Origin of the sequence: Cohnella suwonensis (genome assembly GCF_042655365.1) — a bacterium.
GTDB classification, from domain to species: Bacteria; Bacillota; Bacilli; order Paenibacillales; family Paenibacillaceae; genus Cohnella; species Cohnella suwonensis.
In genome coordinates this window covers 78,607-98,839 of record NZ_JBHSMH010000111.1, presented here as the reverse complement: position 1 = coordinate 98,839, position 20,233 = coordinate 78,607, and the positions used below count along the sequence as shown (strand labels likewise).

Sequence of the window (20,233 nt, the reverse complement as noted above, 5' to 3'; positions counted from 1 at the left end):
TAACTAATATCATTAGTTTTTTGCAAGAGGGTTTTTCGCTTTTCGCAAAATAAGTTCTAGCGCATAACCGGATGGAGGGGGAAAATGTATTGAAAGTTCAAAAAGATCGGTGATCAGCACCGAGAAGGTTGAAAGAAGCTAGGGAATGAGGATCGGAGCGTAGGTAAACCTACGTGAGAACCGGAAGTCCCGGCTGAATTCAAGATTCGACGTCGAAAAAGCATCCCGAAATCCTTCGTGATCATCATCGGACTTTTTGAACTACCGCTTAAAGATGATCTTATCCCTCCGTTAGTTGTTTGACTCCCTTACTTTGACGGAATTTGCTCTTACAATTAGGGTGCAAGCAACAAACAAAATCAAATATCTTTGGGAGGTCTACCGAGTGAAAAAGAATTTCAAAGTCGCTCTAACCATGCTTCTCGCCATGTCGACAGTTCTGGCCGCTTGCGGCAAGGACGACAACAACGGCAACGCATCTCCAGCAGCATCGCCAAGCGCTTCTCCTAGCGCTTCGCCGTCAGCATCCGCGAGCGATCCTGCGGCAGCGGAACCGTTCACGGTTTCCCTTCGCCATATCCAAATCGGCGAACCGCAAAAATTCCGCAAAGCGATTCTCGACGAAGTCGTCAAGAAAACGGAAAGCGAAGTCCCCGGCCTGAAATTCGAACTCGACGGCGTGGAAGACGCGGTCAACCGCTTCACGAAGCTGCCTGCCGAAATGGCAGCCGGCAACCCTCCGAAAATTTTCGACTTGTTCGGCGGTAACGCGGACGCTCTGAAATACGCGAAAGCGGGTCGTTTGCTCGACCTGACTCCGATCCTCGACGAATTGGGCATCAAAGACAAGTTCCTGAACGTCTTCGGCCAATTCACGTTGGACGGCAAAATCTACGGCTTGCCGATCGGCGGTTCCGTGGAAGGCGTATTCTACAACACCGAGCTGTTCACGCAAAACGGCTTAAACGCTCCTACGACGTGGGACGACCTGATCAAAGCTGCCGACGCTCTGAAAGCAAAAGGAATCACGCCTTTCGCGATGGGCTCCCAAGCGGGTTGGGTACCGAACATGCTCGTTAACACGCTCATCGGCCGTTACGCGAACGGATTCCCGAACGGCATCGTAACGGGCGAAGCGAAATGGAACCAACCGGAAGTCGTCGCGGGCTACGCCCTGTACGAAGATTGGGTTAAAAAAGGTTACTTCACGAAAGGCGAGCTGGGCAAAACGTACGACGACATGCTCAACGACTTCGCCGCCGGCAAAGCCGGCATGATGTTCGACGGAAGCTGGCGTTCGTCCGCGTTCAAAGAAGGCGCGGTAGCGGCTACCCTGGCCGGCAAAGTGGCATTCGTCGCTCTTCCCGCCCTTCCGAACGCGGCGGCTGACCAAACATCCCTCAACGCGAACTACTCGAACGGATACGGTTTCTCTTCCGATCTGAACGATCAAGAGCTTGCGGCGGTCAAAGGCTTCATCAAACACCTGTACAGCGACGAAATGCAACTTCGCGGTTTGATCGACGACGGCGTGCTTCCTTCCATGAAGCTGTCCGACGAGTCCTTGGCTCAAGTAACGGATCCGATCGTTAAACAAGTACTCGACGTCATGAGCAAAGCCGGAACGACGTTCGTTCACTTCGATGCCATCGCTCAAAAGCCCGTATACAGCGAAACCGAGCTTCAATTGCAAAAATTGATCGCAGGCAAAGCGAAAGCCCAAGAAGTAGGCGACGCGCTCCAAAAGATTCAAGAAACGGAAAACAAGAAGTAATAACAGGTTAGGAAGTTTGGCGAGGAGGTCCGCCAGCCAATGGCTGGACCTTCTTGGCCATTAGTGGGGGAGGAACCATGAAAAATACACTAAAAAATCCCGCTGTATACTTAATGTTCGTTATTCCGACGATCGCGCATTACGGACTGTTTTTCCTGTACCCGATGTTTTCCTCCGTATTTTACGCATTCACGGACTGGGATGGTTTGAATCCGGCCAAGTTTATCGGCTTCGATAATTTCACCAAAGCGTTCAGCGACGATCAATTCCACGTCGCCATCTGGAACAACATGTATTTCCTGTTATTCTCGGTCATTCTGCAAGTACCGGTCATCATCGTTTGCGCGCTGCTCATCAGCAACGTGAAAAGATTCGCAGGCTTGTACAAGACGACGGTATTCGTGCCGTCCATCCTTTCCACGTCCGTCATCGGGATTTTGTGGGGTTTTATCTATGATCCGGACATCGGACCGATCGCTGCGTTCCTTAAGTTCTTCGGAATGGAGCCGATCTATTGGCTCGCCGAGTCGAAATGGGCGATGAAAGCGATTCTGATCACGAACGCGTGGCAGTGGGTCGGTTTCTATATTGTATTGATTTTGGCGGCGATCTTGGCGATTCCGAAGGATATCGACGAGGCCGCGGCCATCGACGGCGCGACGGCGCCGCAACGCGCTTGGTATTTGACTTTGCCGCTTATCAAACCGATCATCTCCGTCGTCGTCATGCTTTCGATCGCCGGCGCGATGAGGGTCGTCGACGTCGTGCTCGTCATGACGAACGGCGGTCCCGCGGGATCTACGGAGGTCATGGCTTCCATCATGGTCAACAAAGCGATCAAGTACGGCGAATACGGCTACGGGATGGCTCTCGCGATCATCATTTTCGCGTTCGCTCTCGTGCTTACCGCCATCTATCAGCTTACGCTCGGTAAGTCGGAAAGGGTTGAATACTGATGCGCGGAACTCTCGGAAAGTCGTTGCCCCATATCGTTCTGATGATCTATGTCGTCATCATTCTCTTTCCTTTCGTGTTCGTCATCTTCTCGTCCCTGAAGGAAAGCAACGTCGAAATTTCGCAAGCGCCGTTCGCATTGCCGAAATCGCTTTATTTCGAGAACTATTCGAAAGCCTGGACCCAAGCGAAAATCGACACCTATTTTCTCAATAGCGCGTACATCGGTCTTTCGTCCGCCGTCGTCGGCGTCCTGATCGCAGCGGGCACTTCGTTCGCCTTGACCCGGATGAGATTCCGTCTGTCGAGCAAATTAATCTACCAAGCGATTTTGTTCAGCATGCTCATTCCCGCTAACGGCCTGTTCATCGCGCAATACTTCCTCGTTAGCAAGCTGAATATCCTGAACACGCACTGGGCTTTGTTCTGGCCGTACACGGCGGGCGCTCTTCCGTTCAGCGTGCTGTTGATCTCGGCGTTCATGAAGTCGATTCCGAACGAGCTGGAGGAAGCGGCGATCATCGACGGTCTCAGCGCCGCGGGGCTGTTCGCGCGCATCATTCTGCCGTTGACGTTGCCGGCGCTCGTCACCGTATTCATCATCAACTTCCTCGGTAACTGGAACGAATACTTGCTCGCCAACTTCTTCATCAGCAAAGACGCGCTTCGCACGCTGCCTACCGGCATGGTCGGATTCCGCGACGCGTACCAGACGAACTACGCGCTCATCAGCACGGGCATCGTATTCAGCGTATTGCCGGTTCTTGTCCTGTACGCGTTCCTGCAGAAACAAATCATCGAAGGCATTACGGCGGGCAGCGTCAAAGGTTGATCTCGACGTTCGCCATTGCCGCTTACGATTCCAGGCGTCGTCCCCGATTTGGGGGACGGCGCTTTCTTGTGTTATAACGGGAGAAGATGAGAAAGATCGGGAGGGACATTCAACGTGCTCGTTCATTCGTTTCCGCCGCTGATCGACTCGGCGTCCCGGCTGCTCGTCTTGGGAAGCATGCCGGGGGCGGCATCTCTGAGAGCCTACGAATACTACGGCAATCCGCGTAACTACATGTGGCGGATTCTATATGCGTTGTACGGGGAAGGGAGGGACGTAGACGACGTCTACGATGACAGGCTCCGGTTCGCGCTCGGCAACGGGATCGCGCTATGGGATGTCATCGCAAGCTGCGACAGGCCCGGAAGCCTCGACAGCGACATTACGCGGGCGATACCGAACGACGTGCCGGGTTTGCTGACCGAGTATCCGGGCATCCGGGCGATCGTCTGCAACGGCACGAAGTCGTACGCGGAGCTGACGAAGCATTTCGGCGACGATCCCGAGATCGCAAGCCGCCGGGTCGTCCGCATGCCGTCGACGAGCCCCATCCCGACGAAGGATTACCGCAACCTCGAAGACCGGGTTCAAGCTTGGCGGGCAATCTTGGTACTGTAACTTTATGGGGGGACGCGATAGTAGCGTAGAGCTGCTTACGGCGCCTTTGAACAAACGAAAGAGGTCCCCTCTACAGTTGCAATGGGACCTCTTTTCGTTATAACAATTGTTCGTTACCAGCCGTTGCGTTCGCGCAACGACGTAATATGCGCCGCATGGTGCTTGCCGTGCCAAGAGAAGTAGGCGACGAGCCTGTCGAGCGTGTTATAGCCCGTCGCCGGGTGCTGGAAGCCCTTCGCGAAGCTTTCCTCCGGCAAGGAGCGCAGCAGCGCGTCCAGCCGCTCGTGGATGCCTTCCAGCATGCGCAGCGAGGGCTCTACGGGCAACTTGGCGGTGTCGGGCAGATCGACCCACAAGTTCTCCTCGAACGTCTTGATAAGCGGCTTCTCTTCCGTCAAGGCAAGCTTGGCGCGCATGAAGCCGTTCATCGAAGCGTCGGCGATATGGTGGGCGACCTGGCGCGCCGTCCAGCCGCCCGGACGGTACGGCGTATCGAGCTGTTCGGCGGTCAAGCCCGCGACCGCGGCGCGCAATCTCGAAGCCGTCTCCGCCAACTCATCAATTCGTTGTTGCCTCTCCGCGGGGAACGATTCCGCATCGAAGCTAAATTTCCCGATCGGATATTTCAGCGATTCCAAATCCATTTCCATTTCGTCAGTCATTTTCGATTCCTCCCCGGCGTACGTCCGAAGCTTGCTCCCATGCAATCGCGGACGATTATTTCGTCAATTGCTCCATTTGCTCGATCAAACCTTTGAATACGCTCATCGCTTGGCGAATCGGCTCCGGCGTGCTCATATCGACGCCTGCTTTCTTCAGGATATTGATCGAGTAATCTTTTCCTCCGCTCTTCAGGAAGCCGAGGTAACGTTCGACGGCGGGCTCGCCTTCGTCGAGGATTTGCTTCGAGAAGCTCGTCGCGGCGGAGAAGCCCGTCGCGTATTTATACACGTAGAAGCTGTTGTAGAAATGGGGGATGCGCGCCCATTCCATCTCGATGTCCTTGTCGACGACCATGCCGTCGCCGTAATATTTCACGTTCAAGCCGTAATAGATTTCGCTAAGCTCCTGCGGCGTAAGCGCCTCGCCTTGCTCCGCCTTCTCGTGGATGATTTTCTCGAACTCGGCGAACATCGTCTGGCGGAACACCGTCGTGCGGAATTGGTCCGCGTAATACGTCAGCAAGTACATTTTTTCCTTCGGATCGGTCGAACGCTTGAGCAAGTAGTCCATCAGGAGCGCTTCGTTCAGCGTGGACGCGACTTCCGCGAGGAAAATCGTATATTGCGCGTCGCGATACTCGTTGTTATGGTCCGAGTAATACGAGTGCAGCGCGTGTCCCATCTCGTGCGTCAACGTGAACATGCTGTTCAGGTTATCGTTGTGGTTCAGCAGCACGTACGGATGGGTGCCGAACGCGCCCCAGCTGTACGCGCCGCTCCGCTTGCCTTCGTTTTCGTAAATGTCGATCCAGCCGGAGTCGAAGCCTTCTTTGAGCACTTTGCGATAATCTTCGCCCAACGGGGTCAAGCTGTCGTACACTTTTTCTTTCGCTTGTTCGTAAGCGATCTCCATGTCGAATTCCTCGACGAGAGGAGCGAACAAGTCGTACATGTGCAGCTCGTCGAGCTTCAGCAGTTTCTTGCGCAAGTCCATGTAACGGTGCATGAGCGGCAGAAACTCGTGAATCGTCGAGATGAGATTGTCGTAGACGGACTGGGGAATGTTATCCCCGAACAACGACATTTCGAGAGTGGAAGGATATTTGCGCGCTTTCGAATAGAAAAGGTTTTTCGTCACGTTGGCGCTGAGCGTCGACGCGAGCGTGTTTTTCCATTTGGCGTAAGTGTCGTACATGGCCTTGAACGCTTCCCGGCGGACGTTGCGGTCTTTGCTTTCCAGGAACTGTATGTAGCGGCCGTGCGTCAGTTCGACTTCTTCGCCTTTCTCGTTCTTGACTTTCGGGAACTTGAGATCGGCGTTGTTCAGCATGCCGAAGATCGTGCTCGGCGCTTGAGAGACGTTGCCGACTTGCGCGAGCAGCGATTCCTCGTTCTTGGAGAGGACGTGAGGCTTCTGGCGAAGCATCTCTTCGAGCGTGCGCTTGTATTTGGCGAGATCGGGCTCCGCGATCAACCCGGTTAATTGCTCCTCGGACAGGCTGAGAATTTCCGGCGTGATAAAAGAGGTCGCTTCCCCGACTTCGACGCTGAGCTTCTTGGATTTCTCGGAGAGAGCTTGATAGGAAGGCTCCGCGGTATCCTCGTGATGCCGCATGTTCGCGAAGACGTAGAGGCGTTCCGTCAATAAGGAAACGTCGTCGTCGAGCGCGAAGCATCGCGCGATGGAGGCCGCGTCTTTCAACTTGCCCTGATAGCCGGCAATTTCCCCGGCCAGTTGCTTGACCTTCTTGAATTCGGCGTCCCATGCGGCTTGGTTCGGGTAAAGGTCTTCCAGTTTCCAGCGGTACTCGTTAGGCACTTCGGATCTTTTCGTCACTTGGCTCATCGGTAAGTTCACTCTCCTGGATAGAGTCTCGCCGGCTCGTTCGGAGGAAGGGGCGGCCCATGCGGGCGCGGCCGGTTTTCCGAAATCGGACGCCGTCGCGGATAGAAGAATCGCGGCCGCCGTAAAGGCGGCCACGCGTATGGCTTGCAGTTTCATGTTCGGCCTCCGGTACGCGGATAAGGTACCGGAGTAGTATGTCCTAGCGGGATATCCTTAAGCGCCTATATTGAAGAAGCTATAGACGATCAAGAAGAAGGCGAACGCGACGAGGACCAGCGACAAGATCGCCATCGAGCGGCGCATCGATTCCGGGATCCGTTCTCTCATCAGGATGAGGACGACCGCTAGCCCGAAGGAAGCGATAATGAAAATAATATTCGCGTCGTTGTTCATGATGCGCGAGTTCCTCCTGTCGGACGAATGGGCGTTGTAGTGGGGCTAGATGCTTTTCAATTTCTCCATCGCCGCGCGAAGGCCTTCTTCGCCGTCGGGGAAGTCGTTCGGAGCGAATCTCTTCGTCGCCCAATCCATCAATTCCGGACGGCTGACGAACTTGTGGCACGTTTCGCCCCATTGATCGGAAATTTCCCGGACGACGAGCGTTTTGCCTTGGACTTCTACTGTCAGCATATTGTAGTGGTCGTGCTTGTAGACGGTATGTTTGGCGAACATGATACTCTCCTGTTGTCGGCTCATTGCCGTTTTTTTCATCATAGAAGAGATGCCGCGATAAATCAATGCGGGGCTGGGAAAATAAGGTTGACAAACCCGTGAAGAATATGGGATTCTACTTTCAATCTTTTCCGATCCGTTACGGACGGGGACGATTCGGATTCACGGAACGAGACGAGAAGAGCCGAGATCAGATTGACGAGACGAGAGGAGCAGATCGAACATGAACAACGAATTCAAAGCCGTAATTCCCGAATATCCGCAGACGGGGGTCGCCTCGACTTGCAGATCGTACGAAGAATACGTCGCGATGTTCGGGTTGACGGAGAAGACGATCGGGACGGGACCGGTGCTGGACGTCGCGGGAGGCGCCTCTTCGTTCGTCGCCCGCCTGAACGCGAAGGGCGTGCCGGCGATCGCGGCGGACCCTTACTACGAAGGCATGACGGAAGACGTGATAGCGGCCGCCCGCGAAGAAATCGTAACGTCGTCGGCGAAGATCGCCGCCATGGCGGGCAACTTCGACTGGAGCTTCTACGGTTCCCCGGCGGCGCATCGCTCGATGAGAGAGAACTCGCTTGAGTTGTTCGCCGCGCATTTCCGGGAAGACCGTACCAAATACGTCGCCGCGTCGCTGCCCCGGCTGCCTTTCGAGGACGGAACGTTCGCGCTGGCGACGTGCAGCCATTTCTTGTTCCTGTACGCGGAGTCGTTCGGCCAAGCGTTTCACGCGGAAGCGATCGCCGAATTGTTGCGCGTGCTGAAGCCGGGCGGCGAGCTGAGGATCTATCCTCTCGTGTCGCTCAGATGGGAGCCTTGCGCGTTTCTAGACGACATGCTGGAGGAGCTGAAAGGACTGGCGGACGCCGAGTTTTTGCCGACGGAATTACCGTTCACGCCCGTTCGCAGCCGCGTGCTCAGACTGGCCAAGAAACGCTCGTAACCCGCGCGGGAGAACGCTTGGATATATTGCAGATGTAGGTAATTTCGGTTATAATTATTTTATTCGCCGACTGACGGCGAGATTTTAGGAGGTTTTTCATTTGAGAGGAACAGTTAAGTGGTTTAACGCGGAAAAAGGTTACGGATTCATCTCTATCGAGGACGGCAACGACGTATTCGTTCACTTCTCCGCCATCCAAGGCGACGGCTTCAAAACATTGGAAGAAGGCCAAGCGGTTGAATTCGAAATCACGCAAGGCAATCGCGGTCCTCAAGCTTCTAACGTGGTTAAACTGTAAGTCGAGCCTAGCTCCGGCTTATTCTCATATCACGAACTAGAGATGGAACCCTCGGCTCGCGCCGGGGGTTTTCTTGTCGATGCTTTGACCGTGCCCTAGTCGGAATGTTAAACTACTTCAAGATTGTTCAACATGAGTGCAATTCATGATTCCATACGTTTGCCGGGGGTTAATCGTTATGCCAAAATTCAAGCTTTTCGCCGGACGCAAAGGAAAAGCCGACCAAGCCAAAAACAACCGCTTCGTGAAGCTGGGCCGCGAAATTTACGTCCAAGCCCGCAGGGGCGGCACGAATCCGGAAGCCAATTCCGGACTGAGAGCCGCGATCGCGAGCGCGCGCGCCATCCAGATGCCGGCGGACAATATCGAAAGAGCGATCAAGAAAGCCGCCGGCGGTGCGGACAGCGTCGATTACGAGGAAATCATCTACGAAGGATACGGACCGGGAGGCGTCGCCATCATGGTGAAGTGCCTGACCGACAACCGCAACCGCACGGCGGCCGACGTGCGCGCGATCTTCAACAAGCGCGGCGGCAACATGGGCGAGTCCGGCAGCGTGTCCTACATGTTCGATCATAAGGGACTGCTCGTCGTCTCTCGCGAAGACTTGGACAAGGACGAGGACACCGTTATCATGGAAGCGTTAGATGCTGGCGCCGAAGACGTCGTCGCGGGAGAAGATAGCTTCGAGATTCTGACCGCGACCGAGGATTTCCTCGACGTGAAGACCAAGCTCGACGCCGGCGGTTACATGTTCGAATCGGCGAGCGTGCAATGGCTGCCGCAGAACACGATCGCGGTCGAAGGGGAGAACTCGGATAAGCTTCTTAAGATGCTGGACGCGTTCGACGACAACGACGACGTACAGGACGTGTATCACAACATCGAGTTCGGCGACGAATAATCGGGCCGAATAGACGAGGTTGCCATTACGAACGGCAACATCTACAATGTAAATAACAACATATAACTCCGTTTTCCGGCGCATGCCGGCAAGCGGGAGAGGTTTTAGCGACACCCTCTATAAAAAACTAAGGAAACGGCATCTCCTTGGTGCCGTTTTTTCGCGTTCGCAAGAGGAGGAAAATCGATCATGAAACCGAATAAGGCGATCGTCGTGTTCAGCGGAGGTCAAGACAGCACGACATGTTTGTTCTGGGCGCGGCAACGTTTCGACGATATAGAGGTCGTGACTTTCGACTATGGCCAGCGCCATAAGCTGGAGGTAGAAGTCGCGGCGAAGATCGCGGCGGATCTCGGCGTAAAGCAGCACGTGCTCGACATGTCGCTGCTCGGGCAGCTTGCCCCCAATGCGCTTACCCGTTCGGATATCGCGATCGAACAGGCGGAAGGCGAATTGCCGACGACTTTCGTCGACGGACGCAATTTGCTGTTTCTCTCGTTCGCGGCTATCGTGGCGAAGCAGATCGGCGCGCGCCACGTCGTTGCCGGCGTATGCCAGACCGATTTCAGCGGTTACCCGGATTGCCGGGACGTCTTCGTGAAATCGTTGAACGTGACTCTGAATTTGGCAATGGATTACGAATTCGTATTGGATACCCCGCTCATGTGGCTGAACAAGGCGCAGACATGGCAGCTCGCCGACGATCTCGGCGCGTACGAGTACGTGCGGGAGCGGACGCTGACTTGTTACGAGGGCGTCGTCGCGAACGGCTGCGGCGAATGTCCGGCGTGCGTGCTTCGGGCGCGGGGCTTGCGGGAATACGAACAGGCGAAGCGGGAGGGAAGACGGGTATGATTCAACAAATTTATCCTTCCGTCGCCCATCCTTACCGTTACGAGCTCAACAAGGATATGCAATTCGCGGCGGCCCACTACATCCCCAGCGATAAAGCGGGCGTTTGCAGCCGAATGCACGGACACACGTACTTCGCCAACGTGACGATCGCGGGCGACGAACTGGACGACACCGGGTTTTTGGTCGATTTCTCGGTCATTAAGAAACTGGTTCACGGCCGGTTCGACCACTCTTCGTTAAACGATCACGGAGCGTGGTTCGGAGACGAGGATCCGCTGCGTTACCCGACGACGGAGAACGCGGCGCGGGTCGTATGCGAGATCGTTCAGGCGCATCTGGACGGAATGGGAACCCGTGCGCGATGCATTCAAGTGTTTCTGCGCGAGACGCCTACGAGCTACGTGATATACCGCCCGGGCATCGAAGCGGGAATCGGGGGCAAAGCTCATGGCGGAAGCTAAGCGGATTCCCGTGCTCGAAGTGTTCGGTCCGACCGTGCAAGGCGAAGGCATGGTCATCGGGCGCAAGACGATGTTCGTTCGCACGGCCGGATGCGATTATAGCTGTAAATGGTGCGATTCTGCTTTTACCTGGGACGGTACGGGCAAGGATCAAATCCGGATGCTTTCCGCGGCGGACGTAGAAGCGGAGTTGCGCTCCGCGGCGGGGGAAGCGGCTTTCTCGCACGTGACGCTATCCGGCGGGAATCCCGCGCTGCTGACGCATCTGGGAGAACTGGTCGACCTTCTGCGCGCGGACGGGAAGGCGGTCGCGCTCGAGACGCAAGGGAGCCGCTGGCAGGATTGGTTCTTGAATATCGACGAGCTGACGCTGTCGCCGAAGCCTCCCAGTTCCGGGATGGAAACGGATTGGGACGTATTGGACGCGGTGATCGAGAAGTTGCGTCAGGCGGGGCACCGCGCGTTCAGCCTGAAAGTCGTCGTGTTCGACGAGACCGATCTGCGATATGCGTGGAAGGTGCACCGGCGTTATCCCGGGGTAACGTTCTTCCTACAGTCCGGAAACGACGACGTCAAGGAACAGGATGCCGATTCGTTGGTTCGCCGGCTGATGCGCCGCTACGAATGGCTCGTCGAAACCGTGACAAGCTCGGCGGAATGGAGCGAAGTTCGCGTGTTGCCGCAGCTTCACGCTTGGCTATGGGGCAACAAAAGGGGCGTATAAATGAAAAGGAGGGGACCATGAGAATGGTTCCCTCCTTAGGCTGTCGGTAAATCAGGAAATGGCCGGTTCAAGCATGTGCACTTTGTCGATAGTGCCGCCGCCAAGGCAGACGTCGCCTTCGTAGAAGACGACCGCTTGGCCCGGCGTAACCGCCTTCTGCGGAGCGTCGAACTCGATACGGCACGTGCCGTCCGCCTGCGGGACGACCGTCACCCCTTGATCCGGCTGACGGTAGCGGAACTTGGCGACGCAGCGGAACGTGGCGGAAGGCTGCTCGGGCGCGATCCAATTCACGCCCGTCGCCGTGAGCGCGACGGAGAACAGGCTCGGGTGCGCGTCGCCTTGCACGACGCTTAGCGTGTTCGATTCGAGGTCTTTGCCGGCGACGAACCACGGCTCGCCGTTGCCGGAGCCGCCGATGCCGAGTCCTTGCCGCTGGCCGAGCGTATAGTACATGAGCCCGTCATGGCGCCCTTTGACTTCGCCGGATACGAGATCGACCATATTGCCGGGCTTGGCCGGCAAGTATTGGCTCAAGAATTCCTTGAAGTTGCGCTCGCCGATGAAGCAGACGCCCGTGCTATCCTTCTTCTTGGCCGTCGCCAGTCCGGCGGCCTCCGCGATGCGGCGAACGTCAGGCTTGTTCAGATGGCCGATCGGGAACATCGCGCGCGACAGCTGGGACTGGTTCAAGGCGTGAAGGAAATACGTCTGGTCCTTGTTGTTGTCAACGCCGCGCTTCAGCTCGTAGCGCCCGTCCGTCAGCGAGACGCGGGCGTAGTGGCCGGTGGCGATCGCTTCCGCGCCGAGCTCCAGCGCCTTCTGCAGGAATTCGCCGAACTTGATTTCTCGGTTACACATGACGTCCGGGTTCGGCGTCCGGCCGCGCCGGTACTCTTCGAGGAAGTACTCGAAAACCTTGTCGCGGTACTCGCCTTCGAAATTGACGGTGTAGTAAGGGATGCCGATCTGGTTGCACACCCTGCGGACGTCTTCAGCGTCTTCCTCCGCGGTGCAGACGCCGAACTCGTCGGTGTCGTCCCAGTTTTTCATGAAGACGCCGATGACGTCGAAGCCTTGCTGCTTGAGCAGCAGCGCCGTGACGGAGGAGTCGACGCCGCCGGACATGCCGACGACGACGCGAACCTTGGACGGATCGGGGAAACGGTCCGAGTAATCGGGAAGCAATGATTCATCTATATGCATGGCTGATCTCTCCTTGTAGAGGTAGTTCAAAAAGTCCGCTTATGATCACGAAGCATTTCTAGGAGCATACTCGTCATCGATCCGGGCGGGTCCGGAATCGTGGTACTATTTTAGCATAATCGCGCGCATTTCTCACTTCGGGACGTCATCATCATGAATATGTCACGTTTTTTTTGACCAAAAAAGAAATAGATGTGATAACATAGATTTAATATGGGGATACCCTCCATTGGACACAGCGAAAGCAGGTGTTTTTTTGAAAATCTCGACAAAAGGCCGCTACGGCTTAACGATCATGATGGAACTCGCGGCCAAGTTCGGCGAAGGGCCGATTTCGTTAAAAAGCATCGCGGAGAAGAACGGGCTCTCCGAGCACTATTTGGAACAACTGATCGCCCCGCTTCGCAACGCGGGTATGGTCAAGAGCGTCAGGGGCGCTTACGGCGGCTATATTCTTTCCAAGGAACCCGAAACGATCTCCTCCGGCGACGTCATCCGTATCTTGGAAGGGCCGATTAGCCCGGTAGACTTCACCGAAGAAGACGATCCGGCCAAGCGCGATTTGTGGCTTCGCATCCGCGACAGTATCGCCGAAGTGCTCGATTCGACCACTCTCAACGATCTGATCACGTTCAAAGGCGCGGAGAAGCACGATAATTATATGTTTTATATCTAAAATTAAATCCTGTTCAAAAAGTTCGATTTTCAGCACCGAGAAGTTTGGATGATGCGGGGGATGAGGATCGGAGCGTAGGCGAACCTACGCGAGAGCCGGAAGATCCCGCAGCATTCAAGATTCGACGCCGAATAGGCTCCCTTGGACAGCGCCGTGATCAAAAGCGGACTTTTTGAACTTCCTTACAGGAAGGTGCAAGGCATGGAATCGATTTATTTCGACCACGCGGCCACGACCGCCATGCATCCCGAAGCGATTCGCGCATACGCGGAAGCGGCGGAAGCAGGACCCGGCAATCCTTCCAGCCTTCACGCCCGCGGTCGCGAGGCGAGGGAACGGGTGACGGCGGGCAGGGACGTATTCGCCGAAAGGCTGAACGTCTCGGCGTCGGAGCTCGTGTTCACGGGTAGCGGAACGGAGAGCGACAATACCGCTTTGTTCGGCGCCGCATACGCCCAACGCAAGAAAGGCAAGAACGGCATCGTGACGACGGCGGTCGAGCATCACGCCGTGCTGAACGCGTGCCGCAAGCTCGAGGCGGACGGATTCGAGCTGACCGTGCTGCCCGTCGATTCGGACGGAATCGTGTCCATGGAAGATGCGAAAGCGGCGATCGGCGAGAACACCGCGGTCGTCAGCGTCATGGCGGGCAACAACGAGACGGGTACGTTACAGCCTTACGCCGATATCGGACAGTGGGCTCGCACTTATAAAGCGGTCATGCACGTCGACGCCGTGCAAGCGTTCGGTTATGTCGACTTTGATCTGAACCAGCTGCCGATAGACTTGCTTACTTTGTCCGCGCACAAGATCAACGGACCGCAGGGCGTCGGTCTTCTTTACGCTAGGAAGGGCACGCCTTTCCAGCCGCTCCTATACGGGGGATCCCAGGAAAGAAGCCGCAGGGCCGGCACGGAGAACGTCGCGGGCATTGCCGCATTCGCCAAAGCCGCGGAAATCGCCATTGCCGAACGGCAAGCGCGGCGGGAGCATACCGAAAGCATCCGGGAAGCGTTCATTCGCCGACTCGAGACGAGCTTGGGATCGGACGGTTTCGCCGTCAACGGCCATCCGGTTCGCAGATTGCCGCATATTCTGAACGTCAGCTTCCCCGGCGTCTCTTCGGAGAGCATGCTGATGAATCTTGACCTGGCGGGCATCGCCGCGTCCGGAGGCTCGGCGTGTAACTCGGGATCGCTCAAACCGTCCCACGTGCTGTCGGCGATGAACCTTTCTTCGGAAAAAGTGTCGTCGGCCGTGCGATTTAGCTTCGGTTTGGGCAATACTAGGGAAGAAGCCGACAAAACGGCAAAAATGACTGCAACCATTTCGGCTCGCCTGCGTAATAGTTAACAGGGACCGGAAATCGTAAGGAGTCCCTCATGATCCAAGCGCAAGCGATCATCGGCACGACGGTGTTGCTGGATAGCGGCAAAGCGGTCGGCAAGGTCAAGGATCTATGGTTCGACGAGTTTTGGAATTTGGTCGGCGTCGTGCTCGACAAGAATGCCAGATCCGGATTTCGCAAGAGGCCCAAAGTCATCCTGTGGGAACACGTCGCTCATTGCGGCGCGGACGCTTTGCTCGTGCGCGGCGACGCGGACATCAAGGCGGTCAGCGGCAAGTCGCTGTTGAGAACGTTCCAGACCGGCGTCGTCCGGTTGAAGGATATGCCCGTGTTCACGGTGGAGGGCGAGCGGCTGGGCGAAGTTTCGGACGTTTACATGAAGCCGGCTAAGGGTACACCAATAATAGGTTACGAATTGACGGACGGATTTCTCGCGGACATATTCGAGGGCAGACGAAGATTGTTGTTGCCGGATGCATCCGAGAACATGACATTAGGCGAGGACGCCATCCTGGTGCCTGCTTCTTGCGAGCGGATACTGACGAGAGACCATACGTGGAAAGTGACAGGTGAAGACGGATGATGAGATGCCCGAACTGTAGCTCCAAGGACATTGGGAAAATCGGTTCCCATCAATTTTACTGCTGGAGCTGTTTCATCGAACTGACGGTGAACGGAGAAAAAATGTCGGTGTACCAAGTGGAAGAGGACGGAACGCTTAGCTCCTTGGACGACTTGTTCTTCGACGAGCCGATCCCGGCTCCTCACGTTCACGCGAACGGGATGTAAGGATAACGATCGGCGAACGTACTTAGGAATGGCGCTCCGCTTCTCCCCGCAGGGAGAGGACGGGGCGTTTTTTTTGTTTTCGCCATCGAAAAACCGGAGGAAATGAGGTCGGCGTCCGCGTTTTTGGGCTTTCGATGGTTATGCGGCCGGACAAGTACATATACTGTAAGAGGTTGTTCAAAAAGTCCGATTTTGATCACGAAGTGAATCAGGAAGCTTATTCGACATCGAATCTTGAATGCTGCACGGACTTCCGGTTCTCACGTAGGTTTGCCTACGCTCCGATCCTCATTCCCTAGCTTCGTTCAACCTTCTCGGTGCTGAAAACCGGACTTTTTGAACTCGAAATGTAAGGAAGCGCCGCGACCGGATGGAGGTGGGGAAATGGGCCGTTTCGCCCAAAGCCGGTTTTTTACCGCGCTCGTATACGTCATTCTCGTTTTGCTGGCGTTGTTCCTCGTCATTCTCGTCAGGCCGATGCTGTTCTCCGTGTTCGGTTTCCTGAAGGCGGTGCTCGCGCCGTTCGTCGTGGCGATGATCATCTCGTACATGCTGAATCCGGTCGTCAATCTGCTTCATGACCGCAAGGTGCCGAGAACGGCGGCCGTTCTGCTGATTTACGCCGTGTTCGTCTCCGCTTCGGCCGTCATTCTCATGAACGTCATTCCGATGTTCATGAAGCAGGTCGAAGAACTGAACGAGCATATGCCGGAGCTGACGATGCGGGCGCAAAGCATTTCGGACCATTTTAACAACAACAACGTATTGCCCGAAGCCGTGCGCGACGCGATCAACAATTCGCTGGGCGGCTTGGAGAAGCAGGTCGAGAAACGGGTATCGGAATTTCTGAACAATATCGACGAAGTCGTCAACGTCCTATTCCTCGCGATGATCGTTCCGTTCCTCGCCTTCTATATGATGAAGGATCTCGACGTGTTCGAACGGGCGGCGTTGCAGTATATTCCCCGGGCGAGGCGCAAGCACGCGGTCAGGCTCATGAAGGATATCGACGCGGCTCTCGGCAGCTACATACGCGGACAACTGATCGTTTCCCTGTGCATCGGCGTGCTCGCCTACATCGGCTATTTGATTATCGGCATGCCCTACCCGCTGCTCATGGCCGGGTTCGTGTCGCTGTTCGATATCATCCCGTATCTCGGACCGTTCTTCGGCGCCTTCCCGGCGCTCATCATGGCAACGACGATTTCTTGGAAAATGGTGCTCATGGTCATCATCGTCAACGTGATCTGCCAGAACCTCGAGAGCAACGTCATCAGTCCTCAGGTGGTCGGCCGGTCGATGCGCATGCATCCGCTGACGATCATCCTCGTACTGCTCGTCGGCGGGGAGCTCGCGGGCGTCGTCGGATTGCTTCTCGCGGTGCCGCTGTACGCGGCGCTCAAGGTCGTCGCGCAGCACGTCGCCGCCTATTACATTCACCGAAAAACCGTTTGACAGCGTGGAAAAGCGTTGTCTATAATTAAATTCTGATCCCCATATTCAACACGTTGACGAAACATAAGTACCCGGCAGTCCGCATGGACAGAGAGAAGATTTCTTGACGCCATTCTAGTCGATCGAACGGAGATTCGATCGCGCGAATGACGCTTGGCTGAAAAAATCTTCGGTGCGAAGGGCGGGGGAAGCTCGTTTCGGAGTGCGGATGAAATCCGCCGGCGAGGACCGTTATCCCGCGAAAGAGGAGATCGCTTTCCGACCGGAACGCGATAACCAGGGTGGTACCGCGAAGCATTTCGTCCCTGACTACAGGGGCGTTTTTTATTTTTTTTCAGGCAAATTCGAGGAGGATTATCCGATGAAACCGATGAAAGCAGCAGAAATCCGCAGCAAATGGTTGGCGTTCTTCGCCAGCAAAGGCCATAAAATCGAGCCGAGCTCGCCTCTCGTTCCCCATAACGACCCGTCGTTGCTCTGGATCAACGCGGGCATGGCGCCGCTGAAAGCTTACTTCGACGGGCGCGTCATTCCGGAAAACCCGCGCATCGCGAACTCGCAGAAGTGCATTCGCACGAACGACATCGAGAACGTCGGCAAAACTCGACGGCACCATACGTTCTTCGAGATGCTCGGCAACTTCTCCATCGGCGATTACTTCAAGGAAGAAGCGATCACGTGGGCTTGGGAGTTCCTGACCGGACCGGAGTGGATCGGATTCGATCCGGAGCGGCTGTCCGTAACCGTCTATCCCGAAGACGAGGACGCGTTCCGCGTCTGGAACGAGAAGATCGGCATTCCGGCCGAGCGGATCGTGAAGCTCCAGGATAACTTCTGGGATATCGGCGAAGGCCCTTGCGGACCCTGCACCGAAATTTTCTACGACCGCGGAGACAAATACGGCGACCTGTCCGATCCGGACTGTACGCCGGGCGGCGAGAACGAGCGATTCCTCGAGGTATGGAACGTCGTCTTCTCCGAATTCAACCATAACAAGGACGGCAGCTACACGCCGCTTCCGAATAAGAACATCGATACCGGCGCCGGCTTGGAGCGTTTCTCCTCGATCCTGCAGGACGTCGATTCCAACTTCGATACCGACTTGTTTATGCCGATTATCGAGAAGGCGAGCGGAATCGCCGGCGTGACCTACAAATCGAACGCGGAGCACGACGTCGCGCTGAAAGTCATCGCCGACCATATCCGCACGGTCGCTTTCTCCGTCGGCGACGGCGTACTGCCTTCTAACGAAGGCCGCGGCTACGTCATCCGCCGCTTGCTTCGCCGCGCCGTGCGTTACGGCAAAGTGATCGGCGTCGACCGTCCGTTCCTGTGGGAGCTGACGCCGACCGTCGGCGAGATCATGGGCGTCTACTATCCGGAAGTGCTCGAGAAGCGCGAGTTCATCGAGAAAGTGATCCGTACCGAGGAAGAACGGTTCCACGAGACGCTGTCGGACGGCTTGTCCATCTTGTCCGATCTGTGCGCCAAGGCGCGCGCCGAAGGCCGCTCGGCCATCTCCGGCCCCGACGCGTTCAAGCTGTACGATACGTACGGCTTCCCGTTCGACTTGACGGAAGATTACGCGACGGAACAAGGCATGACCGTCGACCGCGAAGGTTTCGACGCGTCGATGCAAGAGCAACGCGATCGCGCCCGCGCCGCCCGTCAAGAGACGGATAGCATGAAAGTGCAGGGCGGGCCTCTCGCGGAATACACGGAGAAGAGCGAATTCGTCGGTTACGACGGATTGACGGCGGAAGCGAGAGTGCTCGCGATCGTCTCCGGCAACGAATTCGCGGAAGTCGCGGGCGTCGACGAGAAAGTGCTCGTCATCCTCGACCGCACGCCTTTCTACGCGGAAAGCGGCGGCCAAGTGAGCGACCGCGGCGTATTGACCGGCAAAGGCTTGAACGCCGAAGTGACGGGCTTGTCGAAAGCGCCGCACGGCCAATCGGTGCATCAAGTGCTCGTCGCCGGAGGCATCCTACGCGTAGGCGATACGGTGTCCGCGTCCGTCAACGCTTCCGACCGCGCGGATACCGTTCGCAACCATACGGCGACCCACTTGCTGCACCGGGCGCTGAAAGACGTACTCGGCGAGCACGTCAACCAAGCGGGCTCCCTCGTCGAGCCGGAGCGCTTGCGCTTCGACTTCTCGCACTTCGGCGCGATCACGCCGGAAGAGCTCGCCGACATCGAACGCCGCGTAAACGAGCAAATCTGGCTCGGCACGGAACTCGACATCGGGTTCAAGCCGATCGCGGAAGCGAAGGCGTTGGGCGCGATGGCGCTGTTCGGCGAGAAATACGGCGACATCGTGCGCGTCGTGCGCGTCGGCGACTACAGCTTGGAGCTGTGCGGCGGCTGCCACGTGCGCAACACGGCGCAGATCGGCCTGTTCAAGCTCGTTAGCGAGGGCGGCATCGGATCCGGCGTCCGCCGGATCGAAGCGGTCACGGGCCGCAACGCGTACTTGTATCTGGACGGCCAGCTTGGCTTGCTTAAAGGCGCCGCGGCGCTTCTCAAGAGCACAGTCGCTGACGTGCCGAAGCGTATCGAAGCGACGCAAGCCGAAATTCGCCAGCTGCAGCGCGACAACGAATCTTTGCAAGGCAAGCTAAGTCGCCTCGAAGCGGCGGATCTCGTCTCGGCCGCGAAGACGGTCGGCGGCGTTACGCTGCTCGCCGCCCAAGTGAACGCCGGCGGCATGGACGCCCTTCGCGGCGTCGCCGACGAACTGAAGCTCAAGCTCGGTTCCGCCGTGCTCGCGCTCGGTTCCGTCGAAGGCGACAAGGTGAACCTCGTCGTCGCCGTCACGCCGGACCTCGTGCCGCAACGGCTGCACGCCGGCAAGCTGATCAAGGAAATCGCCGCCATCTGCGGCGGCGGAGGCGGCGGCAAGCCGGAACTCGCCCAAGCCGGCGGCAAAGACCCGTCCAAGCTCGCCGACGCCCTGGCAGCAGCCGAGCAGTTGGTTCTGTCCCAACTTTCTTAATCATTCGGTTTTCGGACGACGCTTGGAGGACGGAGCGAAGGTATCTCTCGTAGGAGTTTACGTCCGCCTCTTGAAGCCCATTGCCCCCTCGGAAAATCATTCAGGCAATGGGCGGAAAGCAAACGGCCGGAGAGAGATACCTTCGCGGAGTCCCGCGGCCGTCACATTTTCCCGCCCACGAATTTCCTGTCCGTAGAGGTTTATGTTATGATATTGGC

The 20,233-nt window shown here is 56.6% G+C and carries 21 protein-coding genes; 16 read left to right on the top strand and 5 right to left on the bottom strand.

The genetic code is table 11. The annotated features are described in order from the left end of the window. Positions 1-385 precede the first annotated feature (385 nt). The 4 genes from ACFPPD_RS23765 to ACFPPD_RS23750 all read left to right on the top strand — a co-directional run bounded on the left by ACFPPD_RS23765 (position 386) and on the right by ACFPPD_RS23750 (position 4,178). Positions 386-1,774, top strand: coding sequence for an extracellular solute-binding protein (locus ACFPPD_RS23765; RefSeq protein ID WP_378083608.1), 1,389 nt, complete (start codon positions 386-388; stop codon positions 1,772-1,774). A gap of 77 nt (positions 1,775-1,851) precedes the next feature. Then, on the top strand, positions 1,852-2,730 hold the full coding sequence (locus ACFPPD_RS23760) for a carbohydrate ABC transporter permease (RefSeq protein ID WP_209743930.1): 879 nt from the start codon (positions 1,852-1,854) through the stop codon (positions 2,728-2,730). Beyond that, positions 2,730-3,560 carry a carbohydrate ABC transporter permease gene (locus ACFPPD_RS23755; protein ID WP_209743927.1) on the top strand — a complete coding sequence of 277 codons (831 nt, stop codon included), beginning with the start codon at positions 2,730-2,732 and terminating at the stop codon, positions 3,558-3,560. The genes ACFPPD_RS23760 and ACFPPD_RS23755 overlap by 1 nt, the downstream gene beginning before the upstream one ends. A 114-nt stretch (positions 3,561-3,674) precedes the next feature. Then, complete coding sequence (locus tag ACFPPD_RS23750; protein WP_209743924.1) at positions 3,675-4,178, top strand: DNA-deoxyinosine glycosylase; 504 nt, start codon at positions 3,675-3,677, stop codon at positions 4,176-4,178. Positions 4,179-4,291: 113 nt separating this feature from the next. Here ACFPPD_RS23750 and ACFPPD_RS23745 read toward each other — a convergent pair whose 3' ends face one another. The 4 genes from ACFPPD_RS23745 to ACFPPD_RS23730 form a co-directional block, all read right to left on the bottom strand. After that, entirely contained in the window at positions 4,292-4,840 is a 549-nt protein-coding gene (locus ACFPPD_RS23745) for a YfiT family bacillithiol transferase (RefSeq protein WP_378083605.1), read from the bottom strand. 55 nt (positions 4,841-4,895) lie between these two features. Next, positions 4,896-6,686, bottom strand: a complete 1,791-nt coding sequence (gene pepF, locus ACFPPD_RS23740; RefSeq protein ID WP_209744366.1) for an oligoendopeptidase F — start codon at positions 6,684-6,686, stop codon at positions 4,896-4,898. 213 nt (positions 6,687-6,899) lie between these two features. After that, complete coding sequence (locus ACFPPD_RS23735) at positions 6,900-7,079, bottom strand: hypothetical protein (protein ID WP_209743921.1); 180 nt, start codon at positions 7,077-7,079, stop codon at positions 6,900-6,902. 45 nt (positions 7,080-7,124) lie between these two features. Then, a complete protein-coding gene (locus ACFPPD_RS23730) occupies positions 7,125-7,358 on the bottom strand; it encodes a hypothetical protein (protein ID WP_209743918.1) in 234 nt (77 codons plus the stop codon). A gap of 223 nt (positions 7,359-7,581) precedes the next feature. Here ACFPPD_RS23730 and ACFPPD_RS23725 point away from each other — a divergent pair, with 223 nt between their 5' ends. The 6 genes from ACFPPD_RS23725 (at position 7,582) to queE (ending at position 11,543) form a co-directional block, all read left to right on the top strand. Beyond that, positions 7,582-8,301, top strand: a complete 720-nt coding sequence (locus ACFPPD_RS23725; protein ID WP_209743915.1) for a methyltransferase domain-containing protein — start codon at positions 7,582-7,584, stop codon at positions 8,299-8,301. A 100-nt stretch (positions 8,302-8,401) separates the two neighbouring features. Further along, the gene (locus tag ACFPPD_RS23720) at positions 8,402-8,599 is read left to right on the top strand and encodes a cold shock domain-containing protein (protein WP_209743912.1); all 198 of its coding nucleotides are present in this window, start codon (positions 8,402-8,404) and stop codon (positions 8,597-8,599) included. A 178-nt stretch (positions 8,600-8,777) separates the two neighbouring features. Then, entirely contained in the window at positions 8,778-9,503 is a 726-nt protein-coding gene (locus tag ACFPPD_RS23715; protein ID WP_209743909.1) for a YebC/PmpR family DNA-binding transcriptional regulator, read from the top strand. A 189-nt stretch (positions 9,504-9,692) separates the two neighbouring features. Beyond that, a complete protein-coding gene (gene queC, locus ACFPPD_RS23710) occupies positions 9,693-10,358 on the top strand; it encodes a 7-cyano-7-deazaguanine synthase QueC (protein WP_209743905.1) in 666 nt (221 codons plus the stop codon). Beyond that, positions 10,355-10,819: a 6-pyruvoyl trahydropterin synthase family protein gene (locus ACFPPD_RS23705; protein WP_209743902.1), complete on the top strand. Its 465-nt coding sequence runs from the start codon at positions 10,355-10,357 to the stop codon at positions 10,817-10,819. Before queC ends, ACFPPD_RS23705 begins: the two co-directional genes overlap by 4 nt. Then, a complete protein-coding gene (gene queE / locus ACFPPD_RS23700; protein WP_209743898.1) occupies positions 10,806-11,543 on the top strand; it encodes a 7-carboxy-7-deazaguanine synthase QueE in 738 nt (245 codons plus the stop codon). The genes ACFPPD_RS23705 and queE overlap by 14 nt, the downstream gene beginning before the upstream one ends. Positions 11,544-11,594: 51 nt before the next feature. On the opposite strand, the gene mnmA is transcribed toward queE, so the two are convergent. Then, positions 11,595-12,749, bottom strand: a complete 1,155-nt coding sequence (gene mnmA / locus ACFPPD_RS23695; protein ID WP_209743896.1) for a tRNA 2-thiouridine(34) synthase MnmA — start codon at positions 12,747-12,749, stop codon at positions 11,595-11,597. Positions 12,750-13,005: 256 nt separating this feature from the next. On the opposite strand from mnmA, the gene cymR reads away from it, so the two are divergent. The 6 genes from cymR to alaS all read left to right on the top strand — a co-directional run bounded on the left by cymR (position 13,006) and on the right by alaS (position 20,015). Then, positions 13,006-13,425, top strand: a complete 420-nt coding sequence (cymR, locus tag ACFPPD_RS23690) for a cysteine metabolism transcriptional regulator CymR (protein WP_209743893.1) — start codon at positions 13,006-13,008, stop codon at positions 13,423-13,425. 201 nt (positions 13,426-13,626) lie between these two features. Beyond that, the gene (locus tag ACFPPD_RS23685) at positions 13,627-14,778 is read left to right on the top strand and encodes a cysteine desulfurase family protein (protein WP_209743890.1); all 1,152 of its coding nucleotides are present in this window, start codon (positions 13,627-13,629) and stop codon (positions 14,776-14,778) included. Between the two features lie 29 nt (positions 14,779-14,807). Continuing rightward, on the top strand, positions 14,808-15,356 hold the full coding sequence (locus tag ACFPPD_RS23680; RefSeq protein WP_209743888.1) for a PRC-barrel domain-containing protein: 549 nt from the start codon (positions 14,808-14,810) through the stop codon (positions 15,354-15,356). Then, positions 15,353-15,562 carry a hypothetical protein gene (locus tag ACFPPD_RS23675; protein WP_209743886.1) on the top strand — a complete coding sequence of 70 codons (210 nt, stop codon included), beginning with the start codon at positions 15,353-15,355 and terminating at the stop codon, positions 15,560-15,562. The genes ACFPPD_RS23680 and ACFPPD_RS23675 overlap by 4 nt, the downstream gene beginning before the upstream one ends. A 384-nt stretch (positions 15,563-15,946) precedes the next feature. Next, the gene (locus ACFPPD_RS23670) at positions 15,947-17,017 is read left to right on the top strand and encodes an AI-2E family transporter (RefSeq protein ID WP_209743884.1); all 1,071 of its coding nucleotides are present in this window, start codon (positions 15,947-15,949) and stop codon (positions 17,015-17,017) included. Between the two features lie 370 nt (positions 17,018-17,387). Next, positions 17,388-20,015 (top strand): alanine--tRNA ligase, encoded by a 2,628-nt coding sequence (gene alaS, locus ACFPPD_RS23665; RefSeq protein ID WP_378083732.1) that lies wholly within the window; start codon positions 17,388-17,390, stop codon positions 20,013-20,015. Positions 20,016-20,233: the final 218 nt, after the last annotated feature.

Coding starts and splice junctions, on each gene's coding strand:
- ACFPPD_RS23760 (WP_209743930.1), top strand. CDS start 1,852: ATGAAAAATACACTAAAAAATCCCGCTGTATACTTAATGTTCGTTATT.
- ACFPPD_RS23755 (WP_209743927.1), top strand. CDS start 2,730: ATGCGCGGAACTCTCGGAAAGTCGTTGCCCCATATCGTTCTGATGATC.
- ACFPPD_RS23745 (WP_378083605.1), bottom strand. CDS start 4,840: ATGACTGACGAAATGGAAATGGATTTGGAATCGCTGAAATATCCGATC.
- pepF (WP_209744366.1), bottom strand. CDS start 6,686: ATGAGCCAAGTGACGAAAAGATCCGAAGTGCCTAACGAGTACCGCTGG.
- ACFPPD_RS23735 (WP_209743921.1), bottom strand. CDS start 7,079: ATGAACAACGACGCGAATATTATTTTCATTATCGCTTCCTTCGGGCTA.
- ACFPPD_RS23730 (WP_209743918.1), bottom strand. CDS start 7,358: ATGTTCGCCAAACATACCGTCTACAAGCACGACCACTACAATATGCTG.
- ACFPPD_RS23725 (WP_209743915.1), top strand. CDS start 7,582: ATGAACAACGAATTCAAAGCCGTAATTCCCGAATATCCGCAGACGGGG.
- ACFPPD_RS23715 (WP_209743909.1), top strand. CDS start 8,778: ATGCCAAAATTCAAGCTTTTCGCCGGACGCAAAGGAAAAGCCGACCAA.
- queC (WP_209743905.1), top strand. CDS start 9,693: ATGAAACCGAATAAGGCGATCGTCGTGTTCAGCGGAGGTCAAGACAGC.
- ACFPPD_RS23705 (WP_209743902.1), top strand. CDS start 10,355: ATGATTCAACAAATTTATCCTTCCGTCGCCCATCCTTACCGTTACGAG.
- queE (WP_209743898.1), top strand. CDS start 10,806: ATGGCGGAAGCTAAGCGGATTCCCGTGCTCGAAGTGTTCGGTCCGACC.
- mnmA (WP_209743896.1), bottom strand. CDS start 12,749: ATGCATATAGATGAATCATTGCTTCCCGATTACTCGGACCGTTTCCCC.
- ACFPPD_RS23685 (WP_209743890.1), top strand. CDS start 13,627: ATGGAATCGATTTATTTCGACCACGCGGCCACGACCGCCATGCATCCC.
- ACFPPD_RS23680 (WP_209743888.1), top strand. CDS start 14,808: ATGATCCAAGCGCAAGCGATCATCGGCACGACGGTGTTGCTGGATAGC.
- ACFPPD_RS23675 (WP_209743886.1), top strand. CDS start 15,353: ATGATGAGATGCCCGAACTGTAGCTCCAAGGACATTGGGAAAATCGGT.
- ACFPPD_RS23670 (WP_209743884.1), top strand. CDS start 15,947: ATGGGCCGTTTCGCCCAAAGCCGGTTTTTTACCGCGCTCGTATACGTC.
- alaS (WP_378083732.1), top strand. CDS start 17,388: ATGAAAGCAGCAGAAATCCGCAGCAAATGGTTGGCGTTCTTCGCCAGC.